Annotated in this window: 17 protein-coding genes and 1 pseudogene; 13 read left to right on the top strand and 5 right to left on the bottom strand. The window is 65.7% G+C overall.

Going from position 1 to position 19,443, the window contains the following annotated elements; all coding sequences use genetic code 11:
- Nucleotides 1-459 precede the first annotated feature (459 nt).
- Together HNQ73_RS17520 and HNQ73_RS17515 are read left to right on the top strand one after the other, a co-directional pair.
- Complete coding sequence (locus HNQ73_RS17520; protein WP_183336694.1) at nucleotides 460-954, top strand: PTS sugar transporter subunit IIA; 495 nt, start codon at nucleotides 460-462, stop codon at nucleotides 952-954.
- Nucleotides 955-974: 20 nt separating this feature from the next.
- Nucleotides 975-1,451: a hypothetical protein gene (locus HNQ73_RS17515; RefSeq protein WP_183336696.1), complete on the top strand. Its 477-nt coding sequence runs from the start codon at nucleotides 975-977 to the stop codon at nucleotides 1,449-1,451.
- A 95-nt stretch (nucleotides 1,452-1,546) separates the two neighbouring features.
- Here HNQ73_RS17515 and HNQ73_RS17510 read toward each other — a convergent pair whose 3' ends face one another.
- Together HNQ73_RS17510 and HNQ73_RS17505 are read right to left on the bottom strand one after the other, a co-directional pair.
- Nucleotides 1,547-2,350 carry an SH3 domain-containing protein gene (locus tag HNQ73_RS17510; protein ID WP_183336692.1) on the bottom strand — a complete coding sequence of 268 codons (804 nt, stop codon included), beginning with the start codon at nucleotides 2,348-2,350 and terminating at the stop codon, nucleotides 1,547-1,549.
- A gap of 155 nt (nucleotides 2,351-2,505) precedes the next feature.
- Nucleotides 2,506-3,420, bottom strand: coding sequence for a DMT family transporter (locus HNQ73_RS17505; RefSeq protein WP_244650295.1), 915 nt, complete (start codon nucleotides 3,418-3,420; stop codon nucleotides 2,506-2,508).
- Between the two features lie 358 nt (nucleotides 3,421-3,778).
- Here HNQ73_RS17505 and HNQ73_RS17500 point away from each other — a divergent pair, with 358 nt between their 5' ends.
- From HNQ73_RS17500 to HNQ73_RS17480, 5 genes are all read left to right on the top strand, one after another.
- Nucleotides 3,779-5,554: an N-acetylglutaminylglutamine amidotransferase gene (locus tag HNQ73_RS17500; protein WP_183336688.1), complete on the top strand. Its 1,776-nt coding sequence runs from the start codon at nucleotides 3,779-3,781 to the stop codon at nucleotides 5,552-5,554.
- Nucleotides 5,555-5,567: 13 nt separating this feature from the next.
- Nucleotides 5,568-7,376: an N-acetylglutaminylglutamine synthetase gene (gene ngg, locus HNQ73_RS17495; RefSeq protein ID WP_183336686.1), complete on the top strand. Its 1,809-nt coding sequence runs from the start codon at nucleotides 5,568-5,570 to the stop codon at nucleotides 7,374-7,376.
- Nucleotides 7,364-8,533, top strand: coding sequence for an osmoprotectant NAGGN system M42 family peptidase (locus tag HNQ73_RS17490; protein ID WP_183336684.1), 1,170 nt, complete (start codon nucleotides 7,364-7,366; stop codon nucleotides 8,531-8,533). The genes ngg and HNQ73_RS17490 overlap by 13 nt, the downstream gene beginning before the upstream one ends.
- Before the next feature lie 276 nt (nucleotides 8,534-8,809).
- Nucleotides 8,810-9,472 (top strand): tyrosine-type recombinase/integrase, encoded by a 663-nt coding sequence (locus tag HNQ73_RS17485; protein WP_183336682.1) that lies wholly within the window; start codon nucleotides 8,810-8,812, stop codon nucleotides 9,470-9,472.
- A 1,369-nt stretch (nucleotides 9,473-10,841) separates the two neighbouring features.
- Nucleotides 10,842-12,800 (top strand): autotransporter outer membrane beta-barrel domain-containing protein, encoded by a 1,959-nt coding sequence (locus tag HNQ73_RS17480; protein ID WP_183336681.1) that lies wholly within the window; start codon nucleotides 10,842-10,844, stop codon nucleotides 12,798-12,800.
- Nucleotides 12,801-12,990: 190 nt separating this feature from the next.
- Here the strand turns inward: HNQ73_RS17480 and HNQ73_RS17475 are convergent.
- Nucleotides 12,991-14,123, bottom strand: a protein-coding gene (locus tag HNQ73_RS17475; RefSeq protein WP_183336679.1) for an IS3 family transposase whose coding sequence is annotated in 2 segments (ribosomal slippage) — nucleotides 12,991-13,868 and nucleotides 13,868-14,123 — 1,134 coding nt in all. Because the reading frame shifts where the segments join, the coding sequence is not laid out codon by codon here.
- 52 nt (nucleotides 14,124-14,175) lie between these two features.
- Here HNQ73_RS17475 and HNQ73_RS17470 point away from each other — a divergent pair.
- A complete protein-coding gene (locus tag HNQ73_RS17470) occupies nucleotides 14,176-14,409 on the top strand; it encodes a hypothetical protein (protein ID WP_183336676.1) in 234 nt (77 codons plus the stop codon).
- Between the two features lie 227 nt (nucleotides 14,410-14,636).
- On the opposite strand, the gene HNQ73_RS17465 is transcribed toward HNQ73_RS17470, so the two are convergent.
- Nucleotides 14,637-15,014 carry a hypothetical protein gene (locus HNQ73_RS17465; RefSeq protein WP_183336674.1) on the bottom strand — a complete coding sequence of 126 codons (378 nt, stop codon included), beginning with the start codon at nucleotides 15,012-15,014 and terminating at the stop codon, nucleotides 14,637-14,639.
- Nucleotides 15,015-15,398: 384 nt separating this feature from the next.
- Here HNQ73_RS17465 and HNQ73_RS17460 point away from each other — a divergent pair, with 384 nt between their 5' ends.
- Nucleotides 15,399-16,319: an AraC family transcriptional regulator gene (locus HNQ73_RS17460; RefSeq protein ID WP_183336672.1), complete on the top strand. Its 921-nt coding sequence runs from the start codon at nucleotides 15,399-15,401 to the stop codon at nucleotides 16,317-16,319.
- Between the two features lie 20 nt (nucleotides 16,320-16,339).
- Here HNQ73_RS17460 and HNQ73_RS18205 read toward each other — a convergent pair.
- A pseudogene (locus tag HNQ73_RS18205) lies at nucleotides 16,340-16,450 on the bottom strand (chloride channel protein); the annotation flags it as partial.
- Between the two features lie 166 nt (nucleotides 16,451-16,616).
- Here HNQ73_RS18205 and HNQ73_RS17455 point away from each other — a divergent pair.
- From HNQ73_RS17455 to HNQ73_RS17440, 4 genes are all read left to right on the top strand, one after another.
- Nucleotides 16,617-16,997 carry a hypothetical protein gene (locus HNQ73_RS17455; protein ID WP_183336665.1) on the top strand — a complete coding sequence of 127 codons (381 nt, stop codon included), beginning with the start codon at nucleotides 16,617-16,619 and terminating at the stop codon, nucleotides 16,995-16,997.
- Between the two features lie 96 nt (nucleotides 16,998-17,093).
- Nucleotides 17,094-18,155, top strand: coding sequence for an OmpA family protein (locus HNQ73_RS18200; RefSeq protein ID WP_183336663.1), 1,062 nt, complete (start codon nucleotides 17,094-17,096; stop codon nucleotides 18,153-18,155).
- 388 nt (nucleotides 18,156-18,543) lie between these two features.
- Complete coding sequence (locus HNQ73_RS17445) at nucleotides 18,544-18,819, top strand: type II toxin-antitoxin system TacA family antitoxin (protein ID WP_183336661.1); 276 nt, start codon at nucleotides 18,544-18,546, stop codon at nucleotides 18,817-18,819.
- The gene (locus HNQ73_RS17440; protein WP_183336659.1) at nucleotides 18,816-19,334 is read left to right on the top strand and encodes a GNAT family N-acetyltransferase; all 519 of its coding nucleotides are present in this window, start codon (nucleotides 18,816-18,818) and stop codon (nucleotides 19,332-19,334) included. Before HNQ73_RS17445 ends, HNQ73_RS17440 begins: the two co-directional genes overlap by 4 nt.
- The last annotated feature ends 109 nt before the right edge of the window (nucleotides 19,335-19,443 follow it).

Below are 19,443 nucleotides of genomic sequence, written 5' to 3'. Positions count from 1 at the left end.
AATCGCCGCAATGAGCGATGATCCGCTCATCAGCCTGCCCGCTGCGGCAAGCTGATCCGGCACAGTTCGGAAGGCACGGCGATCGCATAAGCTACGCCACCTCTCGGGACATCATCGAAACACCCGACCCTGTTTTCCTGCACCATCAGCCACCCTGCAGGGCCCGAAGGGCGCTGCGCCAACGGTGGGGCCGCCCTTCTCGCCGGGCTGCCACCCCTCCTTTCGGGCGCCTTGCCATCGGTTGAAAGCCGGTTCAATCATGTCCATATCGGGGGGACACGGGGGCAACAATGACGAAGATGCAGTGGCAACAAAGCCAGTCCCGAACGGATCTCATCCCGTTATGGGCCCGTGCCCGTGACCGCCGCGAGTGAGCGGTGTGGGCATCCTCGTGACAACAAGAAGAACATTGGCCGTCGGTCCTTCGGGACAGGGGGGCTGGGGAAGGGACTGCGATCCATGAAGATTTCCGAGCTCATCACGCCTGACAGGGTTGTCGCCCGCATCGCGGCGCCGAACAGGCGACAGGTGATCAAGGAACTCTCGCGCATCGCTGCCGAGAGCGTCGGCCTCAACAGGGACGACATCTTCGAGGCGGTAGTCTCCCGCCGGGGCAGCATGACAATCGGACTCGGGCGCGGCACCGCCATTCCGCATGCGACGGTGAGGGGTATCGACAGGCCCGTCGGCGTTTTCGCCCGGCTCGATCCGGCCGTCGACTTCGAGGCGGTGGACGGTATCCCCGCGGACATCGTCATGCTGGTTCTCGCGCCGGAAGGGGATGAGCGGCCGCTGCTCGTCGCCATGTCATGCGTGGCCCGCAGCATGCGCGACAGTGCGCTGGTGTCGCGCCTCAGGACCGCGAAGGACGCCGAGGCGCTCTATCTCTTGCTGACGAGCGATGCATGGCAGGGCGCAGAGCCCGCCCTCGCGGAGGCGTCGACCGGCACCTGATCCTGCTCCGGCCCTGGAGCTTGAGCCGCGACGCCGGATTGGCGAGGATCGCGGAAAAGCAGGAAGGGGGTGCGATGGAGGACAAGGAGACGGAAGGCGCGCGCGCGTCGGCGCAGACGCGGAAGCCGCCCGCGCGCCGCAAGCGACAGTCGGCCGCGGAAGCCGTGACGGCGGGTGCCGACTTGGGTGTTCCCGCCAACGACGATGCGGCCGCGCCGGGCCCGACGAAGGCGCCAAGGCCGAGGACGGGAAGGGCGCCGCCGGGGGCTTCCGGTGCCGAGGCGTCGCCGTCCGCGGAGGCTGCGGCCGCTTCCCCGTCCGGCGACGGGTCGGTCGAGGAGGCCGTCGAGGCCCTGGCACGGGAAACCTACGAGCGGATCGTCAGGGACGACACGTTCGACGATCTCAAGCGCCGCGCTGCCTTCAACGCCCACGACAAGGGCCTTTTGCTGCACTGGCTCTCTGTCGCCCGCGCGACGCTGGCGAAATCCGCCTAGCACGCGCGCCGGACGCAGCTGTCGCCCGTTCAGGGGCAACGGCTGCGCCTCATGTCAGTCGGTTTGCGAACAGGGCGGCCACCGGGACGCACCGGTTAGTCGGCGATGATCTCCAGCCACCCGGTGTGCACCCAGCCCCGGTTCTCGTAGGGAACCTCGCGGGTGATCCTCGACACACACGTGACCCCGGGCGTGCGATAGACGATCGCCGCCCAATCGCCACGCACCTCGAACACTTCGACGATCTCGTCGTTGTAGAGCTCGCCGAGCTTGCGGTACTGCGTCCCTGGACCGGAACGCACCGAGAGAAATCCGTCGCCTCTGGGGTTCAACCCCCGGACCACGCCGATGACGCAGGTGGCCATCTGCCCGTCGCTGCCGCTCTCGATCACCGGCACGTCGGGAACGCGCCCGCCCGCCCGTGACGACTTGCTGCCAGGCGGAGCCGCGGCGGGATCGAGCCGCAGGGAGAAGGTGCGCTTGCCCGTCGGGCAGCATCGCGGGTCGCCCGGCCTCGGCACCGTCATGGTGACGCTGATCCGCCCCGGCGAGAAGCGGACGGCCCTGGGATCGAGGCCGTGCACCTCCTGAATAGAGGGCTCACGCGCCAGCACATATCCCGCGCCGGTGTCACGCCAGATCCACGTTGCCAGCGCATCGCTGTTGCCGCCGGTCGGATAGTAGACGAAGGAGATGGCGTCCCGCGTGCCCGTGCCGGTGAGGTCGCCGTAGAAGACGTGTGCTGTTATGGGGCCGTCGAAGCCGTTCCTGCGCACTTCGGCGCGGATCGCGGCGGCGGCCGGGCCCTTGAGGCCCTCGATGGTCTGGGCTGCCGCTCCTGCCGCGCCCGCCAGCGCGGCGGCGACAATAGCGATGAAAAAAGTGGCGATCCCGCGCATGGTCGTGCCCCCCTCGTTCGACCGCCGAAAGGCCGGCAGGCACGTCCCGAGCGCCCCCGCCGCCCGCTCTTTCATACATCGAAATCACCGGGCGGCGGAGCTGCCCGAACGTGTAGGGCACGAGGCCACGGGCGGCAGGTCTTCCCCTTCCGGCTTCAGGAGGCGGATTTCGCCCCCATCGTGCGGACGCGCTCGCGGTGGGCAGTGTAGAGGCCGCTTGCGGCGATGATCGCGCTGCCGATGAGCGTCCACATGTCAGGGATTGTCCCGAACACTGCAAAGCCGAGGACGCCGGCGAAGATGAGCTGGACGTAGGAGAAGGGCGCGACGATCGACACGGGCGCCTTGCGATAGGCGAGGATGACGAGCCAGTGCCCCGTGGTGGAGAACGCGCCCATCAGGAAGGCGATGCCGATCTCGCGCAGCGTTGGCGTGTGCCACTCGAAGGGGACGAAGGCCGACAGCGTGACGAGGCCGACCACCGCTGACCAGGCGAGCATCGTCTCGGGCCGCTCGGAGCTCATCATGCGCGTCGTGATGGCGGCAACGGCCCAGGACGCCGCCGCCGCCATTGGCAGAAAGGCCGCGGGGCTGAAGGTCTCGCCGCCCGGCTGGACCACCACCATGACGCCGGCGAAGCCGACGAGGGCGGCCATCCATCGCCTGACCCCCACCTTTTCGCCGAGCAGGGGGATCGACAGCGCGGTGATGAAGATCGGCGAGACAAAGTTGATCGCACTCGCCGAGACGACTGGCAGATAGCGCAGGCCGAGGATGAAGAGGACGGAGGAGCCTGCCATGCCAAGGCCGCGGATGATCTGGAGGCGCATGCGCTGCGTCCGCATGGCTGCCGGCCCCCGCAGCACGAACACCGCCGGCAGGACCATGGCGCAGAACACGATGTATCGCAGCCACGTCACCTCGATGGCCGGCACGGTGTCCGTCAACAGCTTGGCGGCGACATCGCCCATGGCGAAGAACGCTGTTGAGAGCACGACCGTGAGGATGGCGAGCAGCGCGTTGTCCGGCAGCTGGCTCGTTGCGCGCGGCGCCGTGCCCTGATCGGCCACAGGGAGATGGCCCGCGCCGGAGGCTGAGGGAGGAGGGGACATCGTCGCCAGGAAACCCGTCTTCCGGGGCCTTCCGCCCCGCATGCACAGCATCCTGCCATGACTTGGCTGACCATTGGGTGAATGAAGCACTGAAACTTTGCCGGGACAGGACTGCGACGGGCGCATGACTCCCGCCTTGCCGGAGTCCGTCCCGATTTGAGTGCTGTTTCCGAACCCCTCCCGTTCGCGTCGACTTCCGTGCCTGACATCGGCCCGCGCGTCGTTTCAAACAATCCCGGAACCCAACGGCCGATCGGGCGTTGACCCCTTGGGTGGGGGCGCCGGAGAGGCGGCGATCGGGGAGAATGACGGGCCGATGTGCGGTATTTGCGGTGATTTGAGGTTCGACGGGCGTCCGGCGGACATTGCCATGCTGGAGCGGATGACCGCGACAATGGCCCCGCGCGGGCCGGATTCCGGCGGTGTCGTCGTGCGCGGGCGCGTGGGCCTCGGTCACCGCCGGCTCAAGATCATTGACCTCACCGACAAGGCCGAGCAGCCCATGGTCGATGCCGAGCTTGGCCTGACCATCGCCTTCAATGGCTGCATCTACAACTATCCGGAATTGCGCGAGGAGCTCGAGGCCCTCGGCTACCGCTTCTTCTCTCACGGCGACACCGAGGTCATCCTCAAGGCCTACCACGCCTGGGGCAGCGACTGCGTCCGGCGCTTCAACGGCATGTTCGCCTTCGCCATCCACGAGCGCGACAGCGGCCGCGTTGTCCTGGCGCGCGACCGGTTCGGCATCAAACCGCTCTATCTTGCCGAAGCGGAGGGGGCGCTCATGTTCGCCTCGTCGCTGCCGGCCCTCCTCGCCACCGGCAAGGTGGACACCGCGATCGACCGGGTCGCCCTGCAGCACTACATGACGTTCCATGCCGTTGTGCCGGCGCCGCGCACAATCCTGAAGGGCGTGCGCAAGCTGCCGCCCGCGACCGTCCGGGTGATCGAGCCGGACGGCACGCGGAAGGACAGCACATTCTGGCATCTCGACTTCACGCGCGCGCCCGCCGATGTCGCGCGCCCGGCCGAGGAGTGGCGCGACATGGTGCTGGCCGGCCTGCGCCAGGCGGTGAAGCGGCGCATGGTGGCGGACGTGCCGGTGGGTGTGCTGCTCTCGGGCGGCGTCGATTCCAGCCTCATCGTTGGCCTCCTCGCCGAGGAGGGGCAGGCGGGCCTGATGACCTTTTCCATCGGCTTCGAGGAAGCGAACGGCGAGAAGGGCGACGAGTTCGCCTATTCAGATCTCATCGCCCGGCACTACGGCACGGACCACCACAAGATCTTCATCCCTTCCACGCGCATGCTGGAGGCGCTGCCGGCCACCATCGGCGCCATGTCGGAGCCCATGGTGTCCTATGACAACGTCGGCTTCTTCCTGCTGTCGCAGGAGGTGGCGAAGCACATCAAGGTAGTGCAGTCCGGGCAGGGAGCGGACGAGATCTTCGGCGGCTATCACTGGTATCCGCCGCTGCTGAACTCCAACACGCCCGTCGACGATTATGCCCGGCACTTCTTCGACCGCGACAACGCGCGGCTCGGCACACACCTCGGCCCCGAATGGCACCTGACACGGGACGAGGCACGCGCCTTCGTGGAAGAGCACTTCGCCCGGCCCGGCGCTCCGGAGCCCGTCGACAAGGCGCTCAGGCTCGATTCCACCGTGATGTTGGTGGACGATCCGGTAAAGCGCGTCGACAACATGACGATGGCCTGGGGCCTTGAGGCGCGGGTGCCCTTCCTCGACTACGAGCTGGCGGAGCTCGCCGCCCGCATTCCCCCGGTCCAGAAGCTGAGCCAGGGGGGCAAGGGTGTCCTGAAGGAGGCGGCGCGCCGGGTGATCCCGCACGAGGTCATCGACCGCAAGAAGGGCTATTTTCCGGTGCCGGCCCTGAAATACATCGAGGGCCCGGCGCTTGAGATGGTGACGGCCGCCCTCACATCGCAGAAGGCGCGCGAGCGCGGACTGTTCGACGAGCGCTATCTCGCGCGCCTGTTCGCCGATCCCAAGAGTGCCATCACGCCCCTGAGGGGCTCCGAGCTGTGGCAGGTCGCCCTGCTCGAGATGTGGCTGCAGACGCACGGCCTTTGACCGGGAGAGATAGATGACAGGTTCGACCTCACGGCGTGGGCGCGGCGCCTATGCCCACCGGCTTGAACGCATGCGCAACCAGGCGATGGTGCCGCCCTTCGGCGAGGGGCGCAACGCCGATGCCGAGCGGCTGGAGACGGGGGCGGCGGTCGATTGCGGCTGGGGGCGCCTGCTGTTCGGCCAGACGTTCGAGAGCCCGGAGGCGCTCGTCGAGACCATGCGGGCCGAGGCGCCGGAGCGGCGCGACATCGCCGTCTACGTGCGCGACCCGCACGTCGTGCTGTCGCTGGCGCCGCAGGAGATGTTTCTGGATCCTTCGCACACCTACCGGCTCGATCTTGCGACCTACAAGACGGCGCGCCGGCGCCCGGCGGGCTTCTTCATCCGGCGCCTCGCCTCGGCGGCCGATGCGGATGCCGTCAACCGCATCTATGCGACGCGCGGCATGGTGCCGGTGCGGCCCGACTTTTTCTGGTCGCAGCGCGACAGCCGCGCCGTGACGTGTTTCGTGGTCGAGGACGAGCTCACCGGCAACGTCATCGGCACGGTCATGGGCGTCGATCACGGCCGGGCGTTCGGGGATCCCGCCCGCGGCTCCTCCCTGTGGTGTCTTGCCGTCGACCCCCAGGCCACCCGGCCCGGCATCGGCGAGGCGCTGGTGCGCCACATCGTCGAGTACTTCAAGGCCCGCGGGGCTGCCTTCACCGACTTGTCGGTGCTGCACGACAATGAGCAGGCCATCGCGCTTTACGAGAAGCTCGGCTTCTACCGCGTGCCCTTCTTCACCCTGAAGCGCAAGAATCCCATCAACGAGCGCCTGTTCGTAGGCCCCGGTCCCGAGGCGGAACTCAACCCCTATGCGCGCATCATCGTCGACGAGGCGCGCCGGCGGGGCATCGACGTCCAGGTAACGGATGCGGCAGGCGGCTTCTTCCGGCTTTCCTACGGCGGGCGCACCGTGCATTGTCGCGAGAGCCTGTCGGAGCTGACGACGGGCGTCGCCATGTCCATCTGCGACGACAAGGCCGTCACGCGACGGGTGGTCGAACGGGCAGGGCTCACCGTGCCGGCCCAGATCGAGGCAGACGGCCGCGAGGCGCTCGAAGCTTTTCTCGCGGAGCACCGTTTGCTGGTGGTCAAGCCGGCGCGTGGCGAGCAGGGCCGCGGCATCGCCGTCGGCGTGGAGACGATGGAGCAGCTGGAGCAGGCCATCGCCAACGCCAGGCTCTATTGCGACCGCGTGCTCGTCGAGCAGCGCGTCGCCGGCGAGGACCTGCGCCTCGTCGTCATCGACTACCGGCTCGTCGCCGCGGCCGTGCGCCGGCCGGCACGCATTGTCGGCGACGGGCGCGCGACCATCCGCGAGCTCATCGAGCGCCAGAGCCGCCGGCGGGCGGCGGCCACCGGCGGGGAATCCGCCATCCCCCTCGATGCCGAGACCGAGCGCTGCGTGGCGGCGGCAGGCTTCGGGCTTGACGATGTCGCGCCCGCGGGGGCGGAAATCACCGTGCGGCGCACGGCGAACCTGCACACCGGCGGCACCATTCACGACGTGACGTCCGAGGTGCATCCGCGTCTCGTCGCGGCGGCGGTGGCGGCGGCGCGCGCCATCGACATCCCGGTCGTCGGCATCGATCTCATGGTGCGCTCGCCGCGCGAGCCCGATTATGCTTTCATCGAGGCGAATGAGCGCCCCGGCCTGGCCAACCACGAACCGCAGCCGACGGCGGAGCGCTTCGTTGACCTGCTCTTTCCGCTCTCGATGCCGGCGACGGTGCGGCAGGCCGCGCTTTTCGACGGGCGGGACCGATGCAACGCCTGACCATCGACACGGCCTATCTCGCGGCCGTGCTGGCGCGCCTCCTCGGCATCCCGAGCCCCACCGGCTATACTGACACCATCGTGCGCGAGGTCTGCCTGGAGATCGAGCGGCTCGGCGTGCCCTATGAGCTGACGCGCCGCGGCGCCATCCGCGCCGTCCTCGAGGGGCGCGAGAGCCGGCCGGCGCGGGCGCTCATCGCCCATGTCGACACGCTCGGCGCCCAGGTGCAGCGGCTGAAGGAGAATGGCAGGCTCGCGCTCGTGCCCATCGGCACCTGGTCGGCCCGTTTCGCCGAGGGCGCGCGTGCCACCGTCTTTGGCGAGAAGGGCAGCTACCGCGGCACGATCCTGCCGCTCAAGGCCTCCGGGCACATCTTCAACGAGGAGGTCGACAACCAGCCCGCCGGCTGGCCCTTCGTGGAGCTGCGCGTTGACGCGCTGGCGCGCAGCCAGCGCGATCTCGTGCACCTCGGTATCGATGTCGGCGACACCGTCGCCATCGATCCGCAGCCGGAGTTTCTGCAAAACGGCTTCATCGTCTCGCGCCACCTCGATGACAAGGCCGGGGTCGCGATCCTTCTTGCGGCGCTCAAGGCGCTCAAGGAGGAGGGGGCCCGGCCGGAGGTGGACACCCAGTTCATCTTCACCATCGCGGAGGAGACGGGCGTCGGAGCCTCAGCGGCCCTGACCAACGACGTCGCCTCGATCGTGGCCGTCGACAACGGCACGACAGGGCCGGGGCAGAATTCGGACGAGTTCGGCGTCACCATTGCCATGGCCGACCAGACCGGCCCGTTCGACTTCCACCTGACGCAGAAGCTCGTGCGCCTGTGCCGCGACAACGACATCCGTTATCAGAAGGACACGTTCCGCTGCTATCGCTCCGATTCCGCCTCGGCAGTCGTCGCCGGCCACGATGTGCGGGCGGCGCTCGTCACCTTCGGCGTCGATGCGTCACACGGCTATGAGCGCATCCACATGCATGCGCTGCGCTCTATCGCGGAGCTGCTGACCGCCTATACGCTCAGCTCCGTCGAGATCCGCCGCGATGCCGAGGAGACCAGCCCGACCGTGCGCGGCTTCACCCGCCAGCCGATGAACGAGGCCGAGCAGCCGCCCGGCCTGGCGGACGAGCCGGACCCGCCCGAGCACTCCTGAGGGGAGGAGGTTTGCGGCGGCCAGGCCGGTACATTAGGGCCCGTCCGGTATTTCGGAACCAAATAAAATATGGATTTCAGGGGGGAGGCAGTGCGTTCACCGTCCATGATGACGGTGAAGGGCACGGTCGGCTCGAACTCCTGCTCTCGCCGGCTCAGTGTCCTTCAGCATGCGAGACCTCGTGCTGCCCTGCCCGAGGCTCGGACCTGGCGGAAGATGGACAAAACGGGAACAAATGCTAGTGTTCCAGCTGCGCGTTTGTGACGGTGAGCCGCGATGCCGGAGTATTGGGCCGTAAAGGGAACACTCAGCGAGCGGGAGATCGGAAAGCTCCTCGCGGCCTGCGCACAGACGCGCTACCCGGCGCGCAACCGCGCTATCGTGCTCCTGGCCTGCGATGCCGGCCTCACGCCGAAGGAGATCTCTGGGCTGCGACGCTTCGCGGTACAGACGGACGATGGCCTCGTCGGCGACCACATCTCTCTCGCCGGCAAGAAGGGAAAGTACCTGAAGCCGCGCCGGATCCCGCTGGCACCGAACGGCCGGCTCAAGCGGGCCCTCATCGAGGTGCTCGAGAGCTTTCCCGGCTCGCCGAACGATCCACTGATTGTGAGCGAGCGCGCGCTCTTCGGGGACCGGGAAGGAGATCTGCCGGGCATCTCCGTCTATCAGGAAATGCGGCCGACCTCGATCGGCTACGTCCTCTGGAAGCTCGCCGACAAGGCGAGGGTGTCCATGGATGGCGGCCGCGACGCGCGTCGGACGTTCATCGTGAGGGCAGGGCGGACGATGAAGCAGGTGGGCGGCACGGCGCGCGACGTGCAGGCGCTTGCGGGGCATCGTTCCCTCGAGACCACGCAGCGCCTCCTTGAGGCCGACTGGAAAGCCCAGACGCGGGCGATCAGGGCGCTCTTCGACCCTTCGCCGGAAGACGCCTGACGCTGTCTGCCGGGTATACCCCCACCACCATCACTGAACCGCGAACCATGATGGCCATCGCCATTGGGTGTTTGTCGTGACGTTTTGTTGTGTCTGGCGTCTGGGTTTCAGGCACTGTTGGGTTTTCAATCCATAAGTGAGTGAAATTTATATGTTTCTCACTCGGTCGTAGGTTGCGCCGTCTAGCTGCCAGCTGGTCTCCATCCCGCGGCCAATCCTCTCGCTGGCATCCAGCGCCGAAAAGGAGGCGCTTCATCCAGCCTTCGTTGGGAGAGGGCAGGCGCGCAAAACAAAGCCCCGGCGCGGTGGCCGGGCCTTGGATTTCAGGGCTTTGGTTTGGTTCAGAGCCTAGCCGCCGACGGACCATCCAGGGCGCGCATTGGCCGTCCGGTCGACGACATCGGTCCAGGCCGAGCTCTCCGGTTCATGGATAAAGGCGTGTTTGATCCGACTTCCAGCAAGATCGAGATTCTCGTTGGTCCTGATCTGTATGAAGAGCCCGAGAGCGAGGAAGAGCTCCTCGATGTCGACGACATCTACGCGAAGGACTTCGATCGCGTCTGGCGAGAACAGGAGCTCACCTGCCCCGGGTCTTTGCGGTCGGGCCGACGGCCCTTCAGACACCGTCTCTCCGCGCTGAAGGCTGATCGTTCGTCGAGGTCGAGCTGGTCTCCTGCTGCTCGCGCCCGACGGCTGTCCCTGCGGCGGCTCCATCGGCCGTGCCCTCGTCATCGCTCCAGAGCATCAGGGCAGGGGCCTCGGTGCCGAGCTCGTCCTCGAATACGTCATGAGGAACGGCGACCTGCGGACCTGGTGGCTCGTTGCCGCAGCCTGTTCCGTGGCCGTGAGCCGGCTCACCGCGCCCCTACGCCCATCATCGGGCAATCGAAATCCCGGTCGTCATCCCAATGGCCGATACGGTCTCCTACGCTGACGCGACAGGCATTTCGCGCGATGCCGCAACCGCTGTCGGGATGCTGCAGGAAGGAGCGACTGCCAAGCGTTCTCCTATAATGGAGGAATTCTGACGGGCATTTTGGTGCCATCTGGTTTCTCTACTGCAACCGGTGTTTCCGACGACGGAAACGTCCTTTCCGGTTATTTCATCGACAGCAATAGCCTCTTTAAGGCCATTCGCTGGACGAAGCAGATGGGATCAAGTCGCTAGGCACCTTGCGGCAAACTCGGTGCTCCGCGCGACCGTGGCCTGGCAGCGAAACAACTGCAACAACGACGGCTTCAGGACGGCACTCAGCTACGCATATCGGTGGTAATCTGCCCCTCTTTTCAATCCTGCGTTGACCCATTAGGGTCCGACTCAGTGTCATAATAACGAAAGCGGGCCTCGGGGGAGGGGATGCGGAGTGGAGTGTCAGGCGCAGCGTGTGCTGCGTTTTTTCTTGCGGGCGCTCAGATCGGTTTCGCTCAGACTCCCGAGATCATCGAACGGTTTTCCCCCTACTTGCCGTCTGGGACGGTCAGTTCGTTCATCTATGGCCTGTCCGCTGACGGGTTAAAGTACGCCGGTCTGCTCTCCTCTGGAGGTATTACGTCTGGAGCATTTTGGAACGGCGCCAGTGTGACGGCCTTCGGCGCGGGTTCGGCTGTTTTTGGCATCTCTGCGGACGGCTCGACGGTCGTCGGATACGGCAGCTTTGGTGGAGGTGTCAGCTGGCGTGCATTTCGCCACAAGAACAATACGATAGATGTAATCTCCCCCGTTGGTGTTGAAGCAGTGGCCTATGCTGTTTCGGGGGATGGAAACGTCGCCGTTGGGGACTACGACAATCTTGGTGTCTTGCGAGCATTTCGCTGGGTTGAAGGCGTCGGATTCCAGGACATTGGATCACTGGGGGTCGGCAATACCAGCGCCAAGGGTGTTTCCCACGACGGGAAAGTCGTTGTTGGATTTTCCGAGATAGGCCTCTCTTCCATGGCCTTTCGGTGGGTCGAGGGCGTCGGGATGACCGGTCTCGGAACATTGCGTTCCGACAATGCAGGTTCATCCTATGCTGCTGGCGTTTCTTCCAACGGTAACGTTGTCGTCGGCTACGCGACGACGGATACATGGAACATGCATGCCTTCCGTTGGATTGACGGCGTCGGCATGCAGGACCTCGGAGCCCTGATGCCGGGAGGCGACTCCTGGGCGTGGGGCGTTTCGTCCAACGGAAGGTTCGTTGTCGGCTCGGCCACCATTGCGACGCCGTTGGGTGGCCCCCAAGCATTCATTTGGGGCGAAGAATTCGGGATGCTCGGCCTGGGCACGCTCAAGAGCGACAATAGTGGCATTTCGGAAGCCAGAGGCGTCACCGATGACGGCACGGTCGTTGTCGGTGTATCCGACACCGATCTTGGTCTGACCCACGCTGCCATCTGGAAGCTCAAGTACTCCGGTACCATAGTTGCCGTCGATGCGACCAATTCCGTCTACGCCATGGGGCGCACTGCGAGCCGTGGCTATGGCGTTCTCGACCTCTATCAGACGGCGTTGAGCAGCCTGAGCGAGGCACGCTGCGATGTCGGTACGCGTGGCGCCTGTGTCGGCGTCTTCACCAGCTACGACGCGACTAATGGCAATGGCCGGGCGACGACCGGCGCGTTTGGTGCCTTCCAGTTGAGCGGCAACGTCGTCATCGGTGGCGCAGTCAACGTCCCGTACCACACCGATCTCGTCGAGAACTATGAGGCCAGGGGCGACCTGCGGCCGGGAGTAGGGGCCTTCATCCGCTTCGAACAGGAGCGGGATGGCAGCGGTCTGAGCCTGACGCTGTCGGGCTCCTACCTAAGCCAGGGGGTGTCCATCTGGCGCGACACGCTGCCCATGACGGAGCCGGGCAAGGGCCGATCCACGATTGAAGGACACCGTGTGGCCGTGACGGCCGCCTATGGATTCGGGTTGGGTGAGAAAACTTCCATCACATCCCAGGTTAGCCTGTCCCACCACAAGGTCACCCGTGACGCCTACACGGAAACGAGTGGAGCCGAGTTCCTGGCCACCTACGGCAAACTGGGCAACGAACGAACTGATCTCGACGTAGGCCTGAATGTCCGCCACAAGCTGAGCGACCTGTTCGAGTTCGACGTGACGGCTGGTGCCTCGATCAAGCTGATGAACAACCGGAAAGAGTTCACCGGTGCCATCCCGTACATCGGCGCCTTCGCCTATGACCGGGGCCCCGGCGATGACATGAACCCATATGCAGGGCTCGGCGTGAACGTGAATCTGGCGGCAAACTCGGTGCTCCGCGCGGCCGTGGCCTGGCAGCGAAACGATTACAACAACGACGGCTTCAGGACGGCTCTCAGCTATGCATATCGGTGGTGACCGAGCCCGCCAAAATGCCACAATTCGCTCGTTCTAGCCCGTCGCGAGAGTGATTGGCGTGGATGGGCATCGTGACCAGCGACGAGCGATGTGGCCTCGGTGATCGACTGACGAGTCTGGATCAGGACCTGGCGGAAACCATCGAGTATCTGCTGCTCGCCTGACCTGCCCCCAGTAGCCGTACCAGCCATTACTGGGAGAGTCCAGGGTTGAAGGGTACCTTGGGGTGATGGATTTGGGTGCGGTGGTTGGCGGCGAACTGGGCGGGCGGGATGCGGCCGCAACTGCTGTGCGGTCTGACTTCGTTGTAGTCCCTCCGCCATTCGCTGATCACCTCGCGGGCCTGGGCGAGCGAGGTGAACCAGTGCTCGTTCAGGCACTCGTCGCGGAACTTGCCGTTGAAGCTCTCGATGTAGCCGTTCTGCATGGGGCGGCCAGGCTCGATCAGCAGATGCGCGATGCCGTGCTGCTGGGCCCACGCGATGAAGGCGCGACTGGTGAACTCGGGGCCGTTGTCGGTACGCACGGCGCGCGGATAGCCGCGGAACCGGGCGGCCTGGTCCAGAACGCGCACGACATAGGCACCGCTGATGCCATGGTCGACGGTGATGTCGACGCACTCGTGGGTGAAGTCATCGGCGACGGTCAGGCACTTCAGCCGGCGACCATTGGCCAGCGCGTCGCTGACGAAGTCCATGCTCCAGACGGCATTGGGCGAGGCAGCCGCAGACAGTGCCTGGCGCTCGACGGACGGCCTGCGGGCCTTCTTGCGGCGGCGCACGGTCAGGTTCGCCTTGCGATACAGGCGATAGACCTTCTTGTGGTTCACGGTCTGATACTCCGGGCGCAGCAGGTCGTGCAGGCGGCGATAGCCGAACCTGCGGCGCACCTGCGCCGGTTCGATGATCCTGGTCGTCAGCGCCTGCGTCGCAGGTGCCGGCACAGGCGGGTGGCGAAAGGCATCGCGGGACAGCCCCGCAAGGCGGCAGGCTCGTCGCTCGCTCACGGCCAAAGCCTCGAGCATGCGGCGGACCGCCTCGCGCTTGCGTTGCGGGGCTAGCGTTTTACCCCGAAGCCGATCTTCAGCGCCTCGATGTCCAGGTGCGTCTCCGCCAGCAGCCGCTTCAGGCGGCTGTTCTCCGACTCCAGCTCCTTCAGGCGCTTAGCATCATCGGCCTCCATGCCGCCGTACTTCGCGCGCCAGGCATAGAAGCTGGCCGGGCTGAAGCCATGCTGCCGGCCCAGCTCCGACACCGCCATCCCGGCCTCGGCCTGCTTGATGAACCCGATGATCTGTTCCGTGGTGAATCGACTCTTGCGCATGTCCGTCCTCTCTGGATGACGGACTCTACCTGGCTTCGAGTGGTACGGCTCGGTGGGGGCAGGTCACGCCATCGCGATTGAGCAATCGACGGTGGCGGGCCTTGAGGCGCAGCTGGAGATGTTCCGGCGTCACCACCCGGACTCGCCGGTGCTGGCCGACAGCGGCCAGCGGTTTCGGGACGGCAAGCCGAAGGACCTGGCGCGGCTCGCTTTCGAGCAGGCATTCGACAGGCATCTGAATGGCTTGCGTGCCGACGTGAACCCATTGGATCACCGCCATGACTGACGGTGGTGCCCAAGGCGGCCGTCAGACCAGCATTTTTTGGTTCCATAATGATCCTTATGCGCGTTGCCGCGGTCATGAGAATTCCGGCTCCTTCGCGGCGCCCCGCCCCCATCCAGGCACGCAAAAAACGACGGCCGCCTCCTTGGTGGCCGGGCTTTCAGCAGGCTGGTGTGCCGCAAGGCATATGCGACGTTCTGGGAGGTATGTCGCGGAGAGAGCCACTGAGCCTAGAAGGGCAGGAACCCGTTTCCCGAACTGAGATAGGCGTCGTACGGGATGAAGCCTCGGGCCTTGAGATCGGCGGCAATCGATTCCGCCTGCCTTCTCTCGTACGGGCCAATGATCAGCGCCCAGTAGCCCGTCCGCGTCTTCACGACATTGAACGTGGCCCATGGCAGGAGCCGTAAGTAGCGCTGCATGGGAAGCTGATCCGGGTCCAGATCACTTGCCAGCACGATCCAGCGGTAGCCAGGCGGCAGCTTCCCGTCTTGAACCGGCTCCAGCATGCCGTTGCCCGACGGCACGGGCGCACCGGCGTTGAACGCATACGCCGGGATGATCGCCAGCAAGGCAGCGATGAACACAGAGCACCAGATGGATCGCATGCCCCCCTCCCCGGTTCCTCCAATCCGACGAAGAGTAAATAGCGCCACGTGTTGTGCCTTTACCTTCTTTAGAGATAGCCCCTTACGCTTGTCGCTCGCACCCGAAACAATGCGCCCCTTCGACGGCCATGGCATATTCTATAATAAGAATACAAATAAGATTACCGATTTCAATCAAATCGACATTTGCACGCGATCAATATAGTTAAGAAGGTCTGAGGCAAAACGGAAAGTGTCCTGCAGTGCTTTGTGCCCGTCGAGCCCTTCATGAGCATAGCTGTTGCGGAACTGACGCCCCTGACATGCCATACTGCAGGGAGGGTTTTTTCCGCAGGCGGCGTCCCCATATGGTGCGCAACGCTGGCCGGACCCCGGAGGGACGTGATGGATGCTCTCAAGGCGGCAGTAAGGGATTATGCTGCCCTTCACGCCAATCTCGACGGGCTTGCAGCAACGCCCATTCCGGGGCTGAGGATGATGTGCGTGGCGACGCCGCGCGGCGATCTGCACTCCGTTTACCGACCGCTGGTTTGCCTTGTCCTGCAGGGGGCGAAGCTCATGACAGTGGGTCAGGAGCAACGCATCGTCTCGGCGGGGCAATCGGTCATCGTGAGCGCCGACATGCCGGTCGTCGGCCGCATCGTGCAGGCGAGCCGGGAGAAGCCCTATCTCGCCGTGGCCGTTGAGCTGCGCATGGGTCTCCTGGCCGAGCTCGCCGCGCAGACGGGCGGCGGCCCTCCTTCTCTGCCCGGAACACGCACCCTCTTTACCGAAGATGCGAGCGCGCTCGTTCTCGACTGCGCCTTGCGCCTGATGCGGCTGCTGGATCGCCCCGATGCGGTGCCCATCCTGTACGAAGGAATCCTGCGGGAGCTGCACTACTGGCTTCTGTCCGGCCCGCATGGTGAGGTACTGCGCACCCTCGCCGACCCGACCAGCTACGCCAGCCGCCTCGGCGCCGCCATCGCCATCCTGCGGCGGGACTATCGCTCACGCATCCGCGTCGAGCAGCTCGCAGCGGCGGCGAACATGAGCCTCACCGCCTTCCACCAGCATTTCAAGCGCCTGACGTCGCTGTCTCCGGGCCAGTACCAGAAGCGGCTGCGGCTCATCGAGGCGCGCCGTCTCATGCTGGAGGAAGGATGCACGGCCACGAGTGCCGCCTTCGAGGTCGGTTACGAGAGCGTGTCGCAGTTCACACGCGAATACGGCCGCCTCTTCCAGGCCCCGCCCAAGCGGGACGCGCTGCGAATGCGCCGACGGGCACTCGTCACACGCGCGCCAGACGCGCGCGAGGTGGCCTAGCCGTCGCCGCGAGGCCGCTGCGGCAGCGTGAGGGCATAAGCGCCCGTGAGCTCCACCACCAGGACGATGCCGACGGCCGGAGCCAGAACGGAGGCGGAGAACAGGGCCGCCATTGCCACGACGCGGAAGGAGGTCGCAAGCGGCTTTCGGCGGCCACATGGAACAGGCCGCTGCTTCTTGCCTTGTGTTCTTGCGCACGGACGGCAGGCTTGCCGCACGCAAATGTGCCTGCGCCTTGTTGGCGGCGTTGCGGCCTTGCTATGACTCTCGCCTGGCGGCTGCGGCCGCATTATCCAAATGCAGATGCGCCTCGTCATGGTGACCAACGACTGGCTCGAGCGCTCGCCGGATCTGTCGCTCGACGCCCTGAGCCGGACCTTCGGCATCGGGCGGCGCTATCTGCAACGGATCATCCTCGATGGCTACGGCGCGATGCCCAAGACGCTCGCCGTGAAGTACCGCGCGCTGCGCGCCGCGGCCATGATGGCCGTCGAGCGTCACGGCATCGATGCCAGGGCGTGTGCGGGGCTATGCCGACCAGTCCCACCTTTGCCGGAACTTCCGCTTCATCGCTTTGCCGCCCGTCGCTTTCCTGCGGGACCAGGCGGGCCCGCAGCGCGCACACGGACGGGCCGATACCGCGCCGGTGCCGCGCGCCCGCTGGCGCTGTGGAGCTGAACGCCTTGGTGGGGCATGTCCGATTTGTTCAAGACTTCGCCGTCCCAGACGGCAATGTCCAGATGAAGCCACAGCGCGTCGGAGAAGACCCCAACCGTGACGAGAGCCTTTGCATTGACTGCCGCCGTTCTTGCCCTCGCCGTGAGCCTCGGCGCGGGATCCGTGTCCGCCAGGGACGGCTATTACGAAGAAGCGCTTTCCAAGGACATGGCCGGCACCAAAGACCATCCATGGACGGGGCGCTATGGTGGCTCGACCCTGCTCCTGCAGAGCACCGCCGCTTTCGATGAGCTGACGCTGCCGGCAGGGCCGGCCGAGTTCAAGGGCGATAAACGCTTCACGAAGACCGTCAGGGCCGAGGGCCAGGTGACGCGCACGGTGTATGCAGTGCCGCCCGGCCGCTCGACGCTCGAGGTCATCCGCAACTTCGAGGAGCATCTGCGCGGACAGGGCTTCGGCGTCGTCTTCAGCTGCTCCGGCACCGATGAATGCGGCCAGCCCTTCAAGGAGCTGAAGTATCACTGGAACAACAAGGCCTCGCACGTCAGCGGAGGCGCCGCCTCGAGCGCCCGCGGGCGCCTGTCGCCTACCGTATTCGACGGAGGCCGCGACATTCGCTATGCCCTGCTCAGCAAGGGCGACGGGCCGGGTGCCGCCTATGTCGCGCTGTTCGTCGCACGCAGCGAGGGCGGCTCTCATGGCGACATCTCCAAAGCGCTGACAGGCTATGTCCTGGCACTCGTGGAGGTGGTCCAGCCCGGGGTGATGGAGCAGCGCATCGAGACGGTGAAGAGTGAGGCCATCGCGGCCGGGCTGCAGAACAAGGGGGCAGTTGCGCTCTACGGTCTCTTCTTCGACACCGACAAGGCCGAGCTCAAGCCCGAGTCGGAGCCCCAGCTCGCCGAGATGGTCCGCTACCTCAAGACGAGCAAGGCCAAGGTCTATGTCGTCGGCCATACCGACAGCCAGGGCAAGCTCGACTACAACCTCGACCTGTCCGACCGGCGCGCCAAGGCGGTGGCTGCGGCGCTCGTGGCTCGTGGCGTCCCGGCCGGGCAGATGCTGGCCCGCGGCGTCGGGCCCCTCGTGCCGGCGGCTCCGAACAGCGACGAGGCAGGTCGCGCCAAGAACCGGCGGGTCGAGCTCGTGCTGCAGTGACGGGAGGCGCCATGCGCAGCAGCCTCCTCGCCATTGCTGCCGCTGCCGCACCTTGTGCCGTCACGACCCGTGCGGGCGCCGCCAAGCCGGCGCTCTGCCACGCGCCTGCGGCGGGTTCTCCCACTCCCACCACCATGAGCCAGTGCCCGTCACCCCTCGCCAAGAGCGCGCCCCATCCGGCCCCGGTCATCTCGACATCCGCGGGCAGCGCCATTCTCGCCCTGGATCTCGGCACCACCACGGGCTGGGCGAGCCTGACGGGCGGGGTCGTGCACAGCGGAACCGCCAGCTTCCGCTCCGGCAGCTACGACGGCCGGCCAGTCACCCCAATGAACTTCTTGTCCGTACGTTGTCCGTATGATACAGGAATTGGGACAGGAGATCAGCCATGCCCGTAGCCGAAGCAAAGTCCGAACGTATCGAGGTGCGCACCACGCCGACCATGAAGGCGCTGCTGCAGCGTGCAGCCACGTTCTCGCACAAGAACGTGACGGAGTTCCTGCTCGAGGCGGGCATTCGTGCCGCCGAGGAAGCGCTCGTCGATCGGCGCATGTTCCGGCTGGATGACGCCCAGTGGCAAACCTTCCAGGATGTTCTCGACCGCCCCGTCCAGAGCAAGCCGCGCCTCGCCAGACTGCTCGCTAAGAGGAGCGCGCTTGAGTGACGGCGGAGAACCAATCGTTCTCTGCCGTCCAAAAGCTCGATGCCTCCCACGAGGTCGACGCGTTTGATTGCGGCAAGGAACCTCTGAATCGTTTCCTGCAACGCTACGCTCTGGTCAACCAGAAAGCGGGCAGCGCTCAGACCTATGTCGTGTGCCGCGGGGAGCAGCGTGTCGCGGGCTATTACAGCCTCGTGGTCGGCGCCGTTGAACATGCCGACGCTCCCAGTCGTGTTGGCAAAGGGCTTGCCCGTTATCCGATCCCGGTAATGCTCCTCGCGCGGCTTGCCATCGACCGAGCCGAGCAGGGAAAGGAGCTGGGCAAAGCGTTGCTCAAGGATGCACTGCTGCGCACGGCTCAAGCTGCCGAAATTGCAGGTATCCGAGCGCTTCTCGTTCATGCCAAGGACGATGAAGCGCGCGCCTGGTATGAGCAGTTCGACTTCGAGCCGAGTCCGACCGACCCCTATCATCTCTTCCTGCTGATGAAAGATCTGCGAGCGCTCCTCGGCGAATGATCACAAGCTCGCAAGGATGATGTCCCGGGGCGTGGTGTAGCAGGATAGCGGCGGTCACCAGTGTTTTTCCGGTAGGGTCGGGTTGTTCAAGCTCAACCTGATGGAAAGT

The organism is Chelatococcus composti (assembly GCF_014201415.1).
Taxonomy (GTDB): domain Bacteria; phylum Pseudomonadota; class Alphaproteobacteria; order Rhizobiales; family Beijerinckiaceae; genus Chelatococcus_A; species Chelatococcus_A composti.
This window is presented reverse-complemented; position numbering and strand designations above follow the sequence as displayed.